The sequence below is a fragment of the Limnobacter sp. UBA3528 genome, from assembly GCF_002377005.1.
GTDB lineage: Bacteria > Pseudomonadota > Gammaproteobacteria > Burkholderiales > Burkholderiaceae_B > Limnobacter.
On the sequence record NZ_DFOZ01000046.1, the window covers coordinates 1 to 18308 of the forward strand.

The 18308-nt window shown below is 50.0% G+C and carries 20 protein-coding genes; 14 read left to right on the plus strand and 6 right to left on the minus strand.

What is annotated here, in order from left to right; genetic code table 11:
- Positions 1-171 precede the first annotated feature (171 nt).
- A complete protein-coding gene (locus tag B4N58_RS12880; protein WP_171099252.1) occupies positions 172-804 on the plus strand; it encodes a hypothetical protein in 633 nt (210 codons plus the stop codon).
- Here the strand turns inward: B4N58_RS12880 and B4N58_RS12885 are convergent.
- On the minus strand, positions 741-2414 hold the full coding sequence (locus tag B4N58_RS12885) for an aminotransferase class III-fold pyridoxal phosphate-dependent enzyme (RefSeq protein WP_291750060.1): 1674 nt from the start codon (positions 2412-2414) through the stop codon (positions 741-743). The genes B4N58_RS12880 and B4N58_RS12885 overlap by 64 nt on opposite strands.
- A 62-nt stretch (positions 2415-2476) precedes the next feature.
- On the opposite strand from B4N58_RS12885, the gene asd reads away from it, so the two are divergent.
- The 8 genes from asd to B4N58_RS12925 all read left to right on the plus strand — a co-directional run bounded on the left by asd (position 2477) and on the right by B4N58_RS12925 (position 9422).
- Complete coding sequence (asd, locus tag B4N58_RS12890; RefSeq protein ID WP_291750063.1) at positions 2477-3349, plus strand: archaetidylserine decarboxylase; 873 nt, start codon at positions 2477-2479, stop codon at positions 3347-3349.
- Between the two features lie 20 nt (positions 3350-3369).
- Positions 3370-4113 carry a hypothetical protein gene (locus B4N58_RS12895; protein WP_291750066.1) on the plus strand — a complete coding sequence of 248 codons (744 nt, stop codon included), beginning with the start codon at positions 3370-3372 and terminating at the stop codon, positions 4111-4113.
- Positions 4114-4164: 51 nt separating this feature from the next.
- Positions 4165-4614 (plus strand): hotdog fold thioesterase, encoded by a 450-nt coding sequence (locus B4N58_RS12900; RefSeq protein ID WP_291750068.1) that lies wholly within the window; start codon positions 4165-4167, stop codon positions 4612-4614.
- A gap of 3 nt (positions 4615-4617) precedes the next feature.
- Positions 4618-4998: a DUF2237 family protein gene (locus tag B4N58_RS12905; RefSeq protein ID WP_291750071.1), complete on the plus strand. Its 381-nt coding sequence runs from the start codon at positions 4618-4620 to the stop codon at positions 4996-4998.
- Between the two features lie 8 nt (positions 4999-5006).
- Entirely contained in the window at positions 5007-5879 is an 873-nt protein-coding gene (locus tag B4N58_RS12910) for a class I SAM-dependent methyltransferase (protein WP_050771212.1), read from the plus strand.
- 39 nt (positions 5880-5918) lie between these two features.
- Positions 5919-7244, plus strand: coding sequence for a DUF1329 domain-containing protein (locus tag B4N58_RS12915; RefSeq protein ID WP_291750073.1), 1326 nt, complete (start codon positions 5919-5921; stop codon positions 7242-7244).
- A gap of 109 nt (positions 7245-7353) precedes the next feature.
- Complete coding sequence (locus B4N58_RS12920; RefSeq protein ID WP_291750075.1) at positions 7354-8781, plus strand: ABC1 kinase family protein; 1428 nt, start codon at positions 7354-7356, stop codon at positions 8779-8781.
- A gap of 227 nt (positions 8782-9008) precedes the next feature.
- Complete coding sequence (locus tag B4N58_RS12925) at positions 9009-9422, plus strand: hypothetical protein (protein ID WP_008250868.1); 414 nt, start codon at positions 9009-9011, stop codon at positions 9420-9422.
- 41 nt (positions 9423-9463) lie between these two features.
- On the opposite strand, the gene B4N58_RS12930 is transcribed toward B4N58_RS12925, so the two are convergent.
- Entirely contained in the window at positions 9464-10528 is a 1065-nt protein-coding gene (locus B4N58_RS12930; protein ID WP_008250856.1) for an MBL fold metallo-hydrolase, read from the minus strand.
- Between the two features lie 17 nt (positions 10529-10545).
- On the minus strand, positions 10546-10815 hold the full coding sequence (locus B4N58_RS12935) for a hypothetical protein (RefSeq protein WP_008250850.1): 270 nt from the start codon (positions 10813-10815) through the stop codon (positions 10546-10548).
- Positions 10816-10995: 180 nt separating this feature from the next.
- Between B4N58_RS12935 and B4N58_RS12940 the strand changes: the two genes are divergently transcribed.
- Together B4N58_RS12940 and B4N58_RS12945 are read left to right on the plus strand one after the other, a co-directional pair.
- Entirely contained in the window at positions 10996-11700 is a 705-nt protein-coding gene (locus B4N58_RS12940; RefSeq protein ID WP_008250848.1) for a dienelactone hydrolase family protein, read from the plus strand.
- Positions 11701-11722: 22 nt separating this feature from the next.
- A complete protein-coding gene (locus tag B4N58_RS12945; protein WP_291750082.1) occupies positions 11723-13627 on the plus strand; it encodes a hybrid sensor histidine kinase/response regulator in 1905 nt (634 codons plus the stop codon).
- Between the two features lie 26 nt (positions 13628-13653).
- Here the strand turns inward: B4N58_RS12945 and B4N58_RS12950 are convergent, their stop codons facing one another.
- Complete coding sequence (locus tag B4N58_RS12950) at positions 13654-13926, minus strand: hypothetical protein (protein ID WP_291750084.1); 273 nt, start codon at positions 13924-13926, stop codon at positions 13654-13656.
- Positions 13927-14034: 108 nt separating this feature from the next.
- Between B4N58_RS12950 and B4N58_RS12955 the strand changes: the two genes are divergently transcribed.
- Entirely contained in the window at positions 14035-14496 is a 462-nt protein-coding gene (locus B4N58_RS12955) for a hypothetical protein (RefSeq protein ID WP_008250840.1), read from the plus strand.
- The gene (locus B4N58_RS12960; protein WP_275270783.1) at positions 14486-14890 is read left to right on the plus strand and encodes a carboxymuconolactone decarboxylase family protein; all 405 of its coding nucleotides are present in this window, start codon (positions 14486-14488) and stop codon (positions 14888-14890) included. The genes B4N58_RS12955 and B4N58_RS12960 overlap by 11 nt, the downstream gene beginning before the upstream one ends.
- 76 nt (positions 14891-14966) lie before the next feature.
- On the opposite strand, the gene B4N58_RS12965 is transcribed toward B4N58_RS12960, so the two are convergent.
- The gene (locus tag B4N58_RS12965; RefSeq protein WP_008250838.1) at positions 14967-15743 is read right to left on the minus strand and encodes a ferredoxin--NADP reductase; all 777 of its coding nucleotides are present in this window, start codon (positions 15741-15743) and stop codon (positions 14967-14969) included.
- A gap of 206 nt (positions 15744-15949) precedes the next feature.
- Here B4N58_RS12965 and B4N58_RS12970 point away from each other — a divergent pair, with 206 nt between their 5' ends.
- Positions 15950-16894, plus strand: coding sequence for an alpha/beta fold hydrolase (locus B4N58_RS12970; RefSeq protein WP_291750091.1), 945 nt, complete (start codon positions 15950-15952; stop codon positions 16892-16894).
- A 58-nt stretch (positions 16895-16952) separates the two neighbouring features.
- On the opposite strand, the gene B4N58_RS12975 is transcribed toward B4N58_RS12970, so the two are convergent.
- On the minus strand, positions 16953-18194 hold the full coding sequence (locus B4N58_RS12975; protein WP_291750094.1) for a DUF445 domain-containing protein: 1242 nt from the start codon (positions 18192-18194) through the stop codon (positions 16953-16955).
- Positions 18195-18308: the final 114 nt, after the last annotated feature.

Genomic DNA, 18308 nt, shown 5'->3' on the forward strand with positions numbered 1-18308 from the left:
GAGCGAGGTGAGTCAGGGTGAATATCAAAAAGGGAAATACAGGTTTTCTGGCGAATGATTGGGATTCGCGCTGGTTGAGAAGACAATTGCGATGATTCGACACAAAACCGCAACATCACACTGGCATAAAGGGAAGTTAGTACTTTTTCAACACTTCCTTGTATCGCCTAAATGAAAAAAATCTTCGAGACTTTGCACGAACAGCGCTGGGACGACCACCGCTATTATCACCACAGCCGTATCAATCAAAGCCTGCACTTGCTCAGCGCGCTGTCTTTCCTGTTTGGCTACGTATTGTTGTTTATCGATCCAGTATCCGCAGCCTTGGTGGCATGGTTGGTGGCCATGACAAGTCGCCAAATCGGTCATTTCTTTTTCGAGCCCAAAACCTACGACTATGTGAACGATGCCACGCACGATCACAAAGAAGACATCAAAGTGGGCTACAACCTGCGCCGCAAAGTTATCTTGCTGAGCATTTGGGGTGCCTTGCCGATTTTGATCTGGTTTAGCCCGTCTACCTTCGGATTGTCTCCCACTGGTGCAGACATGACCAGCTTTGTGCGCAGTGTGGGTGAATCGTGGTTGTGGCTGGGCTTGGGTGGTTTGGTGTTTAGAACCATTCACCTGTTCTTCATTCGTGACATCGAAACAGGTTTGGTTTGGGCCCTGAAAATTATCACCGACCCATTCCATGACGTGAAGATTTATTACAAGTCGCCGTTCTATCTGCTCAAAGGTCAGCTGATTGATCCCATGGACGATGTCAAGGCACGCCAGGTTTCTTTTAGTACCCGCCGCTGAATCTTCTTGTTGCTGTTGCAGGCCTCGCTGGTGTCCCACCATCCGTCGGCCTGCATGCAACGGGCTGCTTGAATAAAGCGGTCACAAAATACATCAAAGTCTGCATCGGTGTAGTTGTGGCTGAAAATCATTCGCCCCGACCCAACCCAACTCAGCATCACGCCAGCTTGCAACAGGTAAAACTGAAACATCCAGTTAAAGCGCGACGGCGTGTTGTACAAAATCGTGAATATTGAAGTCATGTTTTGTACTTCAACGGGCAATTCCAGCTCCGTCAGTCGTTTGTTCAATGCCGCGCGTCGTGTATTCCACGCAGTGTCCACATTCTGATACATCCGTTCTATTTCAACGCTGTCGATGTGCTTCAAAAACAGGTTCATGGTTTGCATCACATAAGGGTGAGAATTGAATGTGCCCCGTGCAAAGCAGATGTCTGCTGGCTTGTTGTTGCGATAGCGCTTCATCAACTCGGCCTTGCCGCACAACACACCCACAGGCAAGCCTCCGCCCAATGTTTTGCCATAGGTCACCATGTCGGCACGCACACCAAAATAATCCTGTGCGCCACCTTTGGCCAAGCGGAAACCCAAAAACACTTCATCAAGAATCAACACGATTCCATTTTCTGTGCACACCTGTCGAAGTTGCTTCAACCATTGGGTATAAGCCTCTTTGTCATAACTCGCTTTGCGACCACTGCTGATCAGGGCTGAATCGCCCGGCGCATTGGTGTTGGGGTGCAAGGCTTGCAGCGGATTCACCAGTACGCAGGCAATGTCCTTTCGGCTGGCCAGCACATGCAATGTGCGTTGGCTCATCTCCTGCAATGTCAATGTTCTGTTCGCGTTCACAGGGTTGCCAATTCCAGGCTGAACATCGCCCCACCAACCATGATAGGCGCCGGCAAAACGCACAATGCGTTGGCGGCCAGTGTGGTATTGCGCAAGGCGCACGGCCTGCATCACGGCTTCCGTACCACTCATGTGATATGAAATTTCGTCCTGACCAGCCAAGGCCAGAATTCGGCGTGTGTTGTCCAGCACCACTGGGTGGTAGGGGCCAAGCACCGGGCCAAGCTGGTCCATGTCAACAGCCGCCTGCCGTATAAAGCTTTTGTAGGTGTCGTAGCCCAACAGGTTTGTACCGTAGGCACCAGTCACATCAATGTACTCATTGCCGTCGATATCCCACAGATGAACCCCTTCCGATTTACTGAGAAACAGCGCCGGCAAAAGGTTCTCATTGACCATGTTTCTGAATTGAAAGGGCACACGGTACTTGTGCGTAAATTGCGCGTCAGAAATACTGCTGATTGCTTGTTCCAGCAAACGTTTGCCTTGCGGGGCCCGTCTCAGCAAATCTTGTGACAAGCTTTGAAAGCCCTTGCGACGTTTCTCGACGAGCAAATCATCGGCACCGTCACAATTGAAAAATGAATCTGCTTCCAGGCTGTAATGCGGTATCAGCTTCGACACACGCTTGGCCATGCGTACATGCCCACTCAGGCCGGGGTGTTTTGCGCGCGACAATTGGAGTCGGCGATGTGCTTTCAATACAAGGTATGCGCTGGCGCTGGCGCCAAGCAGTAAAGTCAGGCTGTCAAGGTTCATACACATTTCTGTCAAATACAACAGGTATGGTTGTACGCCATCTCGGTGACAGGCTGATTAAATTGCAAAAAAATACACAGGCAACTTCTGCGCTTCAAGCGTCCCGCATTCAGTTGCAGGAAAGTGCCAACTTCATGTTGACCAATCGAATTCCCCGCTTGTTCAGCTCCTGGTTGATGGGCAAGGTCAGCAAAATCAAACACCCGTGGTTTGCACAACCAGCCTTGTGGCTGTGGCGCCATTTTGCAGATTTAAGCTTGCACGAAGCGCAAAAGCAGCAATTCAACTCCATTCACGATTGCTTCACTCGCGCACTCAAGCCGGGTATGCGGCCAGTGGCGACGAATGCCCTTGGCACCTGCCCCTGCGATGGAATTCTGGGTGCCCATGGCTTGGTTGAGAACGGCAGTCTGCTCCAAGTAAAAGGCTTCCCTTACGCCATAGAAGAGCTACTGGTAGACCCTGTATTGGCCATGAAATTCCATGGTCATCGATACCTCACCATTCGGATTACGGCTAGCATGTATCATCGAATGCATTCGCCACTGGATGGGGTGGTGGAGCAAGTGGATTACATTCACGGGGACACCTGGAATGTGAACCCAGTGGCACTGAAGCGGGTAGAAAAACTGTTTTGTAAAAATGAAAGGGCGGTGTTAAGCGGTAAAACCGCACAAGGTGAGCCGTTCGCAATTGTGCCGGTGGCGGCAATATTAGTGGCTGGCATTCGTTTGCACTGCACTGGCCGTGTATTCAATCAAAACGACCGCGGGCCTCAACGTGTGCGTACCCACACCCCCATTCACAAAGGTGAAGAGCTGGGGTGGTTTGAGCACGGTTCAACCATTGTATTGCTGGTGCCACCACACTGGAATCTGGCGCAGGGCCTGACTGAAGGAAGCCGTGTGTTCATGGGGCAAGCCCTGTTCGAATAATTCGGTTATTCTTGCGCCCTATGGACATATTGATCAGCGAAGAAAAGGGCGTTCGCCAACTTCATTTTGGCAGTGACTGGGTGCAAGGGGCCATGCGAATCGCAAGGCCGTATGCGCTCGAGCTTGAATACACCCGTGAAATGATGGCCCCGTTACTCTTGAACCCCGAAGCAAACTGGCCGCGCAATGCCCTGTTCGTGGGTTTGGGGGTGGGTGCACTGCCCAAGTTTTTACACAAGCACAGGCCCAGTTGCAAAATTACCGTGGTGGAAATATCACACGCAGTGGTTGCGGCTGCACAAATGCATTTCAAGCTGCCGCCCTTATCCCCGAACTTTCAGGTTGAAGTGAATTGCGGTGCCGACTACATGGCCAGTGCAGTGAGCAAAACTGACCGTCAATTTGATTTGATCATGGTGGATGGTTTCGATGGCAAAGCCAAAGTTGGCCCCTTGAATTCAACTGCGTTTTACTTGAACTGCAAAGCCTTGTTGAGCGAGCAGGGGTATTTTGTGGCGAATCTGTTAAGCAATCAGAAAGATTCCACTCAAAGTAAACAACGCCTGCTGGACGCATTCGACGGTCATGCCATGGCCTTGGCGCCTTGTGCCAGCGGCAATGTGATCGCGCTGGCCCATGTGGGTACTGGTTTTTTCTCCATCGAGGCTGATTTGTATGCCAATTGCCATCGATTGAAAGAAGAAACTGCCCTGAATTTGTCCAATACAGTGGCCAAACTAATCGAGGCCGCTCCAAAAGTTTAAATTGCATGCCTAAAATAGGACACAAATTAAACTTAAAGAGACTTCGCAGCCATGCAAAAAGATCAACAACCCATTTGGTTTTCCACGCCCGATCTGGAAAACATGAATGCCATGTGTAAAAACACAGCCTGTGAGGCCATGGGCATTGAAATCACCGAAGTAGGGCCTGACTACATTCGCGGTACCATGCCAGCCGATAGTCGTACATTTCAGCCATTTGGGCTGGTTCACGGCGGGGCAAATGTGGTGCTGGCTGAAACCCTGGGCAGCATCGCGGCCAATTTGATGGTCGACAACAGCAAATTTTATTGTGTTGGGCAAGAGGTCAACGCCAACCATTTGCGTGGCGTTAGAAGCGGCAAAGTAACAGGCACTGCCAAATTGTGGCATGCCGGCAAAAGTTCTCAAGTCTGGAGTATTGAGTTACATGATGACAGCGGAAAACTCAGTTGTATTTCCCGACTCACCATGGCTGTTGTGCCTGTTCCCGGTTCAAAATAACTCATGTCGAAAGTCACTGTGAAACAAGATAAAAACGTGCTTGGCGGCCCCTTGCTCGCCTGTTCCTATGCGCCCCTTACCGGTTTTATGCGAGATGGCTGTTGCAGCACTGGCCCCAACGATTTGGGTCGTCACGTCGTGTGTGCAAAGGTCACTCAGGAATTTCTGGAGTTCCAGTTGCGCATGTGCAACGATCTTATCAGCCCCATGCCCCAGTATCGTTTTGCCGGGCTGAAGCCTGGAGACCGTTGGTGCGTATGTGCCAGCCGCTGGCTGGAGGCCTATGAAGCGGGTATTGCTCCACCAGTGTATCTGGAGGGCACCAATCAAACTGCGTTGGAAATTGTGCCCCTGGAAACCTTGCTTGAACATTCAATCGTGTAAAGGATCTCATGGTTAAAAAACTTGCCTCGCAGTGGCTTTCTGCAGCCCGTATAAGTCCCACGGCCTTGTACACGGGGCAGGTTTGGCAATCCACAGGTCGATCCATTCCCGAACTTAAATCCATGCCGGCCAGTGCGCTTCACATGGCGCTGGCACCTTCCATGTTTGTGTCCAGAAGCTTCGGTGGGCCGACACTGGAGGATTTTTTGCTGGCCCGGCATGATCTCATCGATCACCATCTGACTGAACTGATTGAATCGGGCAAAGCCACTCAAATCATTGAGATTGCAGCGGGTTTGTCGCCCCGCGGCAGTCGTTTCGTTGAGCGTTACGGCGACAAAATTACTTACATTGAAGCCGACTTGCCAGGCATGGTTGCCCAAAAGAGAAAGTTACTGGCTACCCGGCTGCGTGCGTGCCCCAATCATCACGTCAAAGTAGTCGATGCTTTTGCAGAGCAGGGCGCACACAGCCTGGATGGTTTGGCCATGCAGTTGGATACCAGCCAAGGTTTGGTTGTGGTGACAGAAGGATTGTTGAATTATTTTGACAAAGATTCCGTGTTGAACCTGTGGGCCCGAATCTCTTCAACTTTGGCTCAGTTCCCGCAAGGGGCCTATCTTTCCGATATTCACTTGCAAGCCCAAAATTCAGATCCCCTCGCGCAGGCTTTTGTTGCCGGGCTTGGTATCTTCGTTCGTGGCAAAGTGCATCTTCATTTTGAGACAGCCGGTCATTTGCAATTGAGTATGGAAAATTTGGGTATGGCCTGCCAGGTACTCAAGCCCAGCGACTTTGCTCAGCAAATACCTGCGTGTTCAGGCAAAGGTGCAGACTTTTGTCGCATCTTGTTTGCGCGCCCTGCCAGTGCGGTAAAGTAGACGCACAACAAAAAATCAGAACCACCAGCAGGAGACAAAATGCGATTTGAATTATTGCGAGGCATGTTGGCCTCGGCAGTGTGCTTTGCGCTCAGCGGCACGGTAGCAATGGCTCAGACAGGTTCAGTAAACGCCTTGGGTGCTGAAATAGCGGGCAATGCGGCCGGTACTATTCCGGAATGGACAGGCGGGCTTACCAAAGCGCCTGCTGGGTTTGATCCCAAGAAGGGCTACGTCGATCCATTTGCAGGTGAAAAACCCTTGTTTGTGGTGAATCAAAGTAATTTGGCCCAGCATGAAAAATTTTTGCCTGCGGGGCAAATCGCCTTGATCAAACGTTATGCAAACTACAGTATTCCCGTTTATAAAACGCATCGCACTGCTGCTTTTTCTTCAGAAATGATGACGAGCATCAGCACGGAATCTGGCAAAGCCAAGTTGGCGCATGGTGGTTTGGCGATTGAGGGTGTGCAATCTACCAGCGTGCCTTTTCCTCAGCCCAAAAACGGGCTTGAAGCAGTCTGGAATACTTTGCTTCGGCGCCCGGCACAAACGTTAAGGTCGCACACCGCGGGCTTTGTGGCAGGCAATGGCAGCAAGCCGATTACATTTGCCAGCAGCCAAACCATTGCTTGGGCGCCATCCATCGGCAAAGCAGGCAGTACCTTGTTGTTCGCGTTGATTGGCGAGTCTACAAAGCCTTCAGCACAATCGGGTGAAGCCCTGCTGGTGCTTGACACCCTGAATTTCAAAGAAGACACCCGCAACGCATGGATCGTGAATTCTGGCCAGCGGCGAGTATTGCGCGCACCTGAACTGGTGCACGCTGCCCCGGCCGGAAATACCGATGCTTTGCGCACAGTGGACGACATTTACGGATTTAACGGTTCGCCTGAACGTTTTGAGTGGAAGTTGCTGGGCAAGCGTGAAATGTACATTCCTTACAACAACTACAAGCTTAGTGACAAAAGCCTGAAGTACGACAACATGATCAACGATGCTTTCGTGAAACCAGAATTAACCCGATTTGAGCTGCACCGGGTTTGGGTGATCGAAGGCACCTTGAAGCAGGGCGCAGAGCATATCTACTCCAAGCGCACCATGTATGTTGATGAAGACAGCTGGTACGTTGCCCTGATGGATCAATACGACACCAAAGGTGAACTGTGGCGCGTCAAAATGCTCTATTTGATGCAGGCGTACGATGCACCGGGCTTGTACACCTCTGGTGAAGTGCAGCATGATTTGAATGCACGTAAATCCGTATTCAGCGCATTCCAGAATGAAGAACCAGCCACAGAGTTCAATGTGCCTGTTAAGCCAGGAGACTTTACGCCCGCAGCACTGCGTAAATTGATGCGCTAACCTGGTGTGAAATTGCACCGCGATTTAGAGTGCTTTTTCATCAGTACCGGGCGACCAGCCACTACAATGTCGCCCAACTCACTTTGTATTCGCAAGGACCTTTCGCAGCATGGCTGAGCAGGACAAATCCGACAACGTAGAAGCCAATGCCAAGGCTGATGCCGATGGCAGCACCATGGATCGCATCAAAACCGGTGCATTCGAACGCAACGTTGCCTTGACACGCATGGGCGTGGGTGCGGGTGCCAAAATTGCCAGCCACACCGTGCGAAATTTCTTTCGTCGTGGTGATTCCAAAGACGAGGCCAACCGAAACTTCTACCGCGCTCAAGCCAAAGAACTGGCCGATGAGTTGGGTCGTTTGAAAGGCAGCGTGATGAAGGCGGGGCAAATGTTGTCTTTGTATGGGCAATATTTTCTACCCGAGGAGGCTGTGGAAGTGCTGGCCACACTTCAGGACAACACGCCGGCAGTCAGCTGGTCATTTGTTGAGCCACAGTTGATTGATGCGTTGGGCGAAAAGACCATTGCAAAGCTCGATATTCAGCGAAAACCCATTGCTGCTGCATCTTTGGGGCAAGCGCACCTGGCCACCATCAAAGCGACCGGTGAACAGGTTGTGGTCAAGATTCAGTACCCCGGCGTGGCCAATGCCATCGACACCGATATACGTACTTTGTCCCGGTTAATTTCCGCGACTCGACTGGCACCCAAGGCACTTGATTTGACCGATGTATTCAATGAACTACGCGACATGCTCGTTCGTGAATGCGATTATCTGCAGGAGCGTGAGTTCACGGAAACTTTTCACGACCGGTTGGCAAACAACTCACGGTTTATAGTGCCCAAGGTTTACCCGGAGTTTTGCGCCCAGCGCGTGCTGACAACACGTTATGAACCTGGATATTCTGTGTCTTCCAAAGAAGTGCAGGCCTTGTCGCAAAGCCGCCGAAATGCCTTGGCCAAAAGTTTTGCAGAGTTGTTTGTGACCGAGTTTTTCGATTGGAATCTGGTTCAGACCGATCCTCATTTTGGAAACTACCGGGTCCGCATCGATTCTCAGGGTGAAAACGACCAAATCGTGACGCTCGATTTCGGGGCAACCCGTCCTTTCGACAAATCTTTTGTGGAAAGCTACGGACGCATCGTTCGGGGATCACTTCAGGCGGACAGGCGCGAGGTTGCCCAGGGCGTCCTGGAGATTGGTTTGATGGACGCCAGCACCCCACAATCATTTCTGGAGGGATTTGGCGACCTGACGGAACTGATTGTTGAACCGTTTCGAAAACCATTTGACCCCATGGTGCCTGATCGGCTTTACACCCCCGGTGGTGCTTACCGATTTGGCGACACCGATTTGCCAGCGCGGGTTGGTCAAACTGCAGCATTGAAAATGATGTCCAAGCATTTCAAGATACCTCCGCAGGAAATTATATTTCTGCATCGTCGCATTGGTGGCGTACTCGTCACCCTGAAAACCTTGCGGGCTGAGCTGCGCCTGCATGAGTTACTTAAGCCTTATTTGGGTTTGAGTTAGTTCTAGAAACAACTCGATTTTCCTTTGTCCGAAATTATCAATTAAAACTCTGCTTTGACGCCAAAGCAGCAGGAACCTTTGTACCTTAGCGCGCTCTAAATGTGCGTTAATGGTTATCGCACTGCATATTAATTATCTTTATTGAGCATATAGAGTAATTTGCATTGCTCTGCCCATAGGCTTGTGGTCAAATAGTTCAAGTTGTCCTAGACAAAAAGGCGAACAAGATGTCAACAGCGCAAGACTCGATCGGTGTGGTGGTACTGGAGCCCAACAAACAGTTGTTGGACAAAATTTGTGCGTTCGCTCAAAAAGTATGGGGGCAGCATGAAGTGTTGCCGCGTCAAACTGGCAAGGAACTGGCGTTGGCTGCCGAGAATCTGAATGTGGGTCTGGTGGTTGTGCGCGCAAGCTTCCAGCGTTCAAGTGCCTTGATTCAAAGCACTTTGCTGGACATGTATGCCGCGGGCTCACAAATTCTGGTTATTCAGGACACTCCCTTCAGGGTGTCGGAGACAAATTGGGCCTCTTTTGCGGGCCTTCACTTTTTGTCCGACAAAGCCACCGACGACCAGCTGAATGATCTGCTCACAATGACCTTGGTTCGTCACTGTATGCCCCAGTTCAACAAATTGATTTGACCTAGACAGACAATCTAAGTCATTTACAATTTCTTCAACTTTCAACGTAAATTAATCGTGTCGCCGTGGCCCAGTAACTCAAAGTCGCTGGGTTGCACACTGTGTTTTTCCAAGGCAAGTTTCAAATCGCCAATGGGTTGATCGAGAGGTTCATCGGTCAGTTCAAAAGTACCCCAGTGGATACCCATTGACTTGGATGAACGAACATCTTTGTGAATTTGCACGGCCTCATCCGGGTTAATGTGTTGTGCTTTCATAAACCACCGAGGCTCGTAGGCACCGACTGCAATTGCGCTGAAGTCGAATGGACCCAAACGTTTTCCAATTTCTTCGAAGTCTTTGCTGTAGCCGGTATCGCCAGAGAAATAGAAGTTCAGCTTGGGGTTTTTCATCGTCCAGCCTCCCCACAGCGATTTATTTCTGTCTGTCAGCGTACGCGCTGACCAGTGATATGCCGGTACGAAAGTAATCTGATTCTCCCCGATGGTGTGAGTTTCCCACCAGTCCATTTCCTTGACGTTTTCAACACCCCAGCTTTTCAGCAGTGACTCAAGGCCAAGTGGTACAAGAAAAAGAGTATCAGGTTGTTGTTTGGCCAGTTTGACCACTGTGTTGTGATCCAGGTGGTCATAGTGGCTGTGGCTAATCACCACAACATCGATTTTTGGAAGGTTTTCAACACGGCTTGGTGATTGAACCTTTCGGGAAGGTCCAGCCCATTGCACTGGAAATGCGCGAATCGAAAAGTGGGGGTCGGTCAACATCGTAAAACCATTTGCACGAACCATTACAGTGGCGTGTCCTAGCCAAGTGGCTGTGGTTTCCGAGTATTTGGAAAGTTGGCTTTTGTCGAAGGCCTTCAGGGGGAAATCGGCATAACTGGCGATGAATTCGCCGGGAGGTGGTGGCAGGTCTTTGCCGAATCGTTCCCGGTACCAACGAAGCAGATCCGACATTGGTTTTGAAACAATCGTGCCATCCGAGTTCACAAAGCCATCAGGTCGATGGTGGGGTTTGCTTGAGTCGAAATATGGATTCGATGCGGCACAACCCTGTATTAAAAAACCTGCAATGACACTAAACAAACCAGCTACGACATACTTCATGATTCAACACGGATGAATTAGAGTTCCTTCCACTGTGTTGCGAGGTAAACAGCAACAGGCAAGCCAAAGTAGAGCAAACAAAGTACTCTGAAATGATCCAGTGATTCTACCGCAGTGCTGTTGTTTGTGTTCAATTCCAAACCACCCAATTGTCCGGGGTTTCCGGCAAAAGCCAGCTCTAGCGTGCTGCTGGTTTCAAACAAGGGTGCAATAAATGCAGGCTCCAAAACAAAGGCACAGCCCAATACCCACAGCACAAAAAATACAGTAAATCGCTTGATGCTCATCTTGAAAACTCCTTTCACTGTTTTTATATCGCCCTGGAAACAACTGTACAATAAACACTGTAACTGTGTACAGTATTATTTCTTTTCTGTGGTTTTTTGTAGTCTTGTAAAGTGCGCCCGAACAATATCAGGCTGTTACAATCCAAGCTCACTTGTTTCGTCCACACAGAGAGGAGCTTTATGCAGTCTCAAAGAATCTCGATCAATGCCAAAGACGGCGGCCAGTTCGGTGCTTATCTGTCCCTTCCTCCCACAGGCAAAGGCCCGGGTATTTTGTTGATTCAAGAAATTTTTGGCGTAAATCAGCATATTCGTGAAGTAGCAGACCAGTACGCCAGCGATGGCTTTGTGGTGCTTGCTCCCGACGTATTCTGGCGCCAGGAAGCAGGTGTAGATATTGGCTACGACGACGCCGGTTTCAAAAAAGGATTTGGTTTGATGCAGGGTATGGACTTCCCCAAGGCGGTTGAGGATTTGTGTGCCGCTGCCAATGCATTGAAGGCGCGGCCTGAAGTCATTGGCAAAGTAGCGAGCCTGGGTTTTTGTATGGGTGGCATGTTGTCTTATCTGGTAGGCACTACACCAGGTGCTGTGGACGCAAGCATTTGCTATTACGGTGGTGGTATTCACACTGCACTTGATCGCGCACCACAGGCGAAAATTCCAATGTTGATGCACTTTGCCGAGAAAGATGGCTTCATCCCAATGGAAGCTGTTTCCCAAATTAAAGCGGCATTTGATTCCAATCACGGCGTGGAAATTCACACCTATCCGAATGTGGATCACGGCTTTAATTGTTGGGGACGTCCAATGTATCAACAAAAAGCGGCAGCATTGGCCAGGGGGCGATCGCTGGAGTTTTTGTCCCGAACTATCTCGGCCTGAGCCAATTTTGAAGGCGATCTTTTTGAAAGCAACCTCGGCGAGCGCCGCATCTCTGAGCAAGATCGTCTCAAAAGTCATTGACGATTCATGGCGCAAGAACCCATTGCTGTGTTTGTTGTTTGCAGTCGGTGTTGTCGGTTCAATTGTATTTTGGACGCAATTGGGCGACTTGGCCTGGTTTGGTCAGCTTCTGCTGTTGATTGTCGTTGTGGCGGTGTCCTATGTCGCGGGCAGTGTATTGACCCGCGCATGGATGAGTTTTCAGCTGAAGGAAAGTTTGTTGAGCCTGGGCGGTCAGGAAGCGACCCCCGACTATCTGGCAGGCAATGACTTTTTCGAAACACTGGTCAACACGGTACACAGGTTGAATCAGCAGCAGCGAATGTTGTTGGCGGCTTTTGAAGAAGAAAAACGCCGCTTTCTCAGTGTCGAGAACTGCCTGAACGGTTTTGTGGTCGAGTTCAGTGTGACCGAGCAGGGCAGGGTGCGGGTTGAAAACGTAGACAGCTCTATTGAGCGTTTTTTTTCGCTGAGCCGCGCTGAATTCATTGCCGATTGGACTCTTGTTCTCAAGCACATTGATTCAAAGTATCACGCCGCGATACGTACTGTATTGTCGCGCCCGGAGGCCTTTCCCAATCGCGAGTCGCTGGTTTTTTCAACCACGCGGCGTAGTGGGGTAGAGCCACAATATTTCCAGTTGACACTGCAGCGCGAAGCAAAAGCGCCGGGAGTCAGCATGTATGCGGTTTGTCTTGATGTGAGCGATTTGGTGCTGGCCAAAGAGCAAGCCGAAAGTGCTGATCGTGCGAAATCGGAATTTTTGGCGACCATTAGCCATGAATTGCGTACACCATTGAATGCCATTATCGGTTTTTCAAAGTTGCTTGAGGAGCAGTTGGACGATCCAGAGTTACGTGGTGATGTTCGCAATATTTCCAGCTCTGCAACCAGCCTGCATTTGATTTTGAGTGATGTGCTTGAGTATTCAAGAATCCAGGCCAATGGTTTAAAGCTGGATCCTTCGCCATTCGATCTGGATGCCATGGTGCGTCAGGTGTATTCACTCAACCGCAACCTGGCTCTCAAAAAGAACCTGGAATTTTCGCTGGTCAATGAGACTGACGGCCCTTGCTTTGTGCATGGCGATGCCAACAGGCTGCGACAGGTTGTGCAAAATTTGGTATCCAATGCTTTGAAGTTCACTGACACCGGTTACGTAAAAATGCGTTTAATGACCTCGCAACCCGCGCAAGGGCGAATCGAGGTATTTATTGAAGTGGTTGACAGCGGAATCGGGATCAGCCAGCCAGCCTTGCAAAAACTGTTTCAACGGTTTAGCCAGGCCAGTCGAGAGATCAATCGCCAATATGGTGGTACAGGTTTGGGCTTGGCTATTTGCAAAGGGCTTGTGGAATTAATGGGTGGGCGTATCGATGTCAGTTCCGAGTTGGGGGTTGGCTCGGTGTTTACAGTCAGTTTGAATTTGCCACTGGCCTCCGCTTTGAGCCCGGCCAAGTCGGGTAAATCAGTCGAATCGCCCTCCAAGGCGTTGAGTATTCTGGTGGTAGACGATCACCCCATGAATATCAAGCTGCTAGACCGTTATTTGAGCAAAAGAGGGCATCAGGTGGTGCAAGCCACTGGCGGTTTGCCGGCAGTGGAATTGTGCGAGAAACAGTGTTTTGACTTGGTGTTGATGGACATTGATATGCCGGATCTCGATGGGCATGAGGCCACGAAAGTGATTCGGGGGTCCGAGAGCGCCGCTTCGAAACACAGTTTTATTTGTGCCCTGTCGGGATTGTCGGACGACAAAAGTATCACCATGTCGTCGCAAGCGGGGATGAACTTGCACATGACCAAACCCGTTTCTTTTGAGAAGCTGGACAAACTGATAGAAGAGATTGCTCAGAAAACGGTTTGAGAATTACCTGAAAAACCGGGCTTCGTTTAAACAATGCCCAGTTGTTTCTCTAGATAAGACTTTGCTTTTTCCAGCCAGATGGTGAGTGCGGCTAGCAAGTCACTTTGACTGAATGAGCAACTTTCCCCGCCAAACATGGCGGTGCTCTCCAGGCGCTCAAGGATGCTTTCCAGTGCGCCTTCGAACACCGCAGGTAAATCGCGTAAAAGGTCTTTCTCTTGGCGGAACGCAAAAATTAGAGCACTGGTGTTTTCAAATTCGTTATTTTCGAGTGAATCTGATAGTTTTTTAATCCGCAACAGTGGATCTGCTGGTATGTTACTCATGAGTATTATTTAACCAAATTATTATTCCGGCAGTGTACTCCAGCATACGGTGCACGGCCTTAAAACTGAGGAGAATTTGACATGGATAGCAAACTTTCACTGGATAAAACAGCCTCTGTGGCCTTGAATTACGATGCCGTTTTGGCCGACCTGGAAGCCATTGAGCCGTTGATCTCAATTTTCCCAAAATTGGAAAGCCTGAACAAGCTCGGTCCGAATACTTTTGAGTGGAAACTCAAGCCCATCGGCGCCATGGGCGTCTCGCATGCAGTTCACTACGCAGCCACTTATGAAGTGGACAAAGCCAACGGACGTTTGAGCTTCAAAGCCAAAGAGGGCGTGGGCAATGCAAGTCTTTCCGGGGCGTTTCAATTCAAGCCGAATGGCAAGCAAGTCGACATTGAAATTGAAATCAATGGGCAGCTGCGGGACATCAAGGTTCCCATGTTGTTGAAAGCAGCCACACCTGGTTTTATTAAAACCATGTTTGACGGTCTGGTGGATCGATTCATTGAAAAACTGGGGGAGAAGTATGGCAAGTAACAAGCCAGCCAATTACGACACAGGCAAAGCCATGCGCACCAAGGTATTGGGTGCCGACTATGTGGCCAAGGCTGTATCAAATCCCGATGATTTTGCGGCACCGCTTCAAGACATAGTCACAGCGCATGCTTGGGGTACTGTGTGGCCACGCGAAGGGCTTGAGCCCAAAATTCGCAGTATTGCAACAGTGTCCATGTTGATCGCCTTGAATCGTCCCAATGAATTGAAACTGCACATGCGCGGTGCGATCAACAATGGCGTTACCGCAAATGAGCTGCGCGAGTTGATCATTCACGCCAGTGTGTATTGCGGCTTTCCGGCAGCCATGGATAGCATGCGCCACGCCAAGGCTTTGCTGGAAGAACTGGAAGCTGAGAAAACGGCTGCCAAGTAGTTGGGTGGATTTACAACTGAAAAAAAACCGGCGTTGAGGATTAATCCTGACGCCGGTTTTTTATGGATATCTCGGATCACTTTTCCACGAATGCACGTTCGAATACGTAATCGCCGGGCTCACCCACGCCGGGCGACACTACAAAACCCTTGGCATCCAGAATACCGCGAATATCTGCCAGCATACTGGGGCTTCCGCAGATCATGGCGCGGTCGGTTTCAGGATTCAGGGGTGGCAGGCCAACATCCTTACAAAGCTCCCCATTTTCCATTAGCGTCGTAATACGCCCTACGTTCTTGAACTCTTCACGGGTCACGGTGGGGTAGTAAATCAGTTTTTCGCGCACCATGTCGCCAAAAAACTCATTGTTGGGCAATTCCTCAGTAATGAATTCGCTGTAAGCCAACTCGTTCACGTAGCGCACACCGTGAACCAAAATTACTTTCTCAAAGCGCTCATAGACGTCGGGGTCTTTGATCAGACTCATGAAAGGGGCCAAACCAGTGCCGGTACCGAACATGAACAGGTTTTTGCCGGGTTTCAAGTCATCAAGAATCAGCGTGCCTGTGGGCTTTTTACCCACCAGTACGGAGTCTCCCACCTTCAAATGCTGCAAGCGGGATGTCAGTTTGCCATCGGGCACCTTGATGCTGAAAAACTCAAGATGCTCCTCGTAATTTGCGCTGGCGATGCTGTATGCGCGTAGCAGTGGCTTGCCTTCAACTTCCAGGCCAATCATCACGAAGTGGCCGTTGTGAAAACGCAGCCCAGGGCTTCGCGTGGTTTTGAAGCTAAAGAGCGTGTCGTTCCAGTGATGGACTTCAGTGACTTGTTCTTGAATCAGGTTTGACATGGTTGCGGCTTTAATTCTCGTAAGTTTTTCAAACGGCCCAATAATAACGCACTGCATCAAAAAACGCTGTAAGTCATTCTATTTTTTAGTTATTTGCTTATTTGGAGTTGCCACTCTAACCCGTTGGAAAGAATACGGCTTCAATGGGGGTTATAAAGTGGAGTCGAAGGTACACCACAACAACATCCAATAAGGGCAAAAAACCCATGACAGAGACAAACGAAAAACAGCGGCAGATGAGCCAAATGGTTGTACATTCAAGCGACGTGGAATTGGCTGTGAGCAGCCATGGCGAGCCGCACAACCCAACCATTATTCTCGTGCACGGTTACCCCGACTCGAGCAGCGTGTGGGATCCGGTTGTCGATATTCTGAAGCATCATTTTCATGTGGTCACCTACGACGTGCGCGGCTGTGGCAAGTCAACCGAGCCCGGCTGGATGTGGGACTATTCTCTGGGCAAACTTTCCGAAGACTTGCAGGCTGTCATGCGGGCCGTGTGTCCCACTCAACCGGTTCATTTGGTTGCACATGATTGGGGCTCCATCCAAACCTGGGAAAGCGTGACTGACCATCGTCTTAAATCACGCATTGCCAGCTACACCAGCATTTCAGGCCCATGTCTTGACCACATTGGCATGTGGATGCGCAACAGCTTTGCTGCCAACAATCGCAAAGCCTTGGGCAACGTGATAGGACAGTTGATGCATTCCTGGTACGTGTATGCCTTTCAATTGCCTTTTTTGGCACCGGCCGCCTGGAAAATGGGCTTGGACAAAGCGTGGCCGGGCATTGTGAAAAAAATGGAGGGCGTAGAACACGATGCCAACCCAACACAGCGCAAAGATGGCGTGAACGGCATTAACTTGTACCGTGCCAACATGCTCCCTCGCATCAGTAACCCGCGCTTGCGTCAAACCGAGGTGCCTGTGCAATTGCTGGTGCCTACCAAAGACAAGTTTGTAACCACCGCACTGGTAGAGTCTTGTTATCCCTATGCTCACAACGTGTGGCGCCGCGACATTGATGCACAGCATTGGGTTGTACAAAGCCATTCCGAGTGGGTCGCCAATTGCGTGTCGGAATTTGTGGAGTTTGCTGAAACCGGCCGTGAAAACCCAGGCCTCGCCAAAGCCCGGGTGCAGATTTAAATGCAGTGAGATAAAAACCCCGGCAGTGCCGGGGTTTTTGTTTTTGATACTTCAGCGTTTAAATAATGCCCAGCTTGATCATAGTCATCAATTGACCTTCACCCACTAGGCCACCCAAAATGGCACCGGTCATAATCAAAATCCATTCCTCTTGCTTGAACACAGGGCGCAACAGTCCTTCGAATTCCAGCGGTGTCATGGCCTGCATTTTTTTGCCCACCACGTTCTCGATATCAAGCGAGGTTTGAACATAGGTTTCGGCGTGCATGATTACGTCGGCCAAGCGCGCCATCAACATTTCAGAGGTGTCTTGCTTCATGCGCTGGAATGATTCCGCACCCACAGCCATCACGACGAAAGGTTTCACAATGCTGGCTTTGCTGTCCACCATCTCGCGCACACGTTCATCCACCATTTTTTGAACACGCTCGGAAAGGGGGCCCGCCACCATTTCACCAATAATGGTTTGGGGCGTCAGAATATCCCGAGCGATAATTTTTGCGTAATCAGCAGCCACTTTTTGCTGGCGTTTGAGAAACAGGCCCTGAATGGTGTAAGAGCCGAATGGAATAGGCTTCTTGGGTTCGAACAAAATATTCAGTGCGATCCAGTCGGAAATAAAACCCACCAGAAAACCGAACACGGGCAAGATCCAAGGCTCTTTGAGCAAAATCCAGAGAACCATCTGAACCACGCCAATCATAAAGCCAAAATACAAGCCTGACACACCGAAGAATTTGAACTCTTCTCGACCCACTTCCTGGAAAATCCGGTTCAGCAGGTGTTTGTCCTTCATCAGGATACGAATCACCAAAGCCTTTAGGTCAAGAATTTCATCGATGTTGCCTTTGATGTCTTCCATCACGCTGGCTATGACACCCGGCACATCTTTCTTCACTCGATCAATCAGCTTCTTCTGCGCAAAGTTAGGCAAGCTTTCCCAAAGCCTGGGCTGATGTTTGGACATCACCTCACGAATGATGGTCTCGATCACCTCCATTGCAGGGCCTTCCAGCTCCTTGCCCAAACGTTCAGAGTCCAGTTTGGAAACCACTTCATTGACCGACACAAGCTTGGTCGTAATGGTGTCGACAGCAATCGAAGCCATGCGAAGGGCATTGCGCGGCACAATGCCTTGCCAGCCGAAGAAGGGAGGAATGCCCACAAACTTCATGGGGTAGAACATCATTTTGACCGCGGCGATCTTGGTGACATAACCAAGGATGGCGGCAACTACAGGGATTGAGAGGTAAAAGAGGTAGTTTTGCTGAACATCAGCGTAAATAGTTGCCCAATCCATGAAAGGCGTCCCCTTAGAATCTTATTTTTTGTTGGTAAAGTATAAAGATATATAGTCGTCGATCTATTTTTTGGACGGCTTTTTCTAATCTGTCTTGTCTCGTTCGCCAGTATA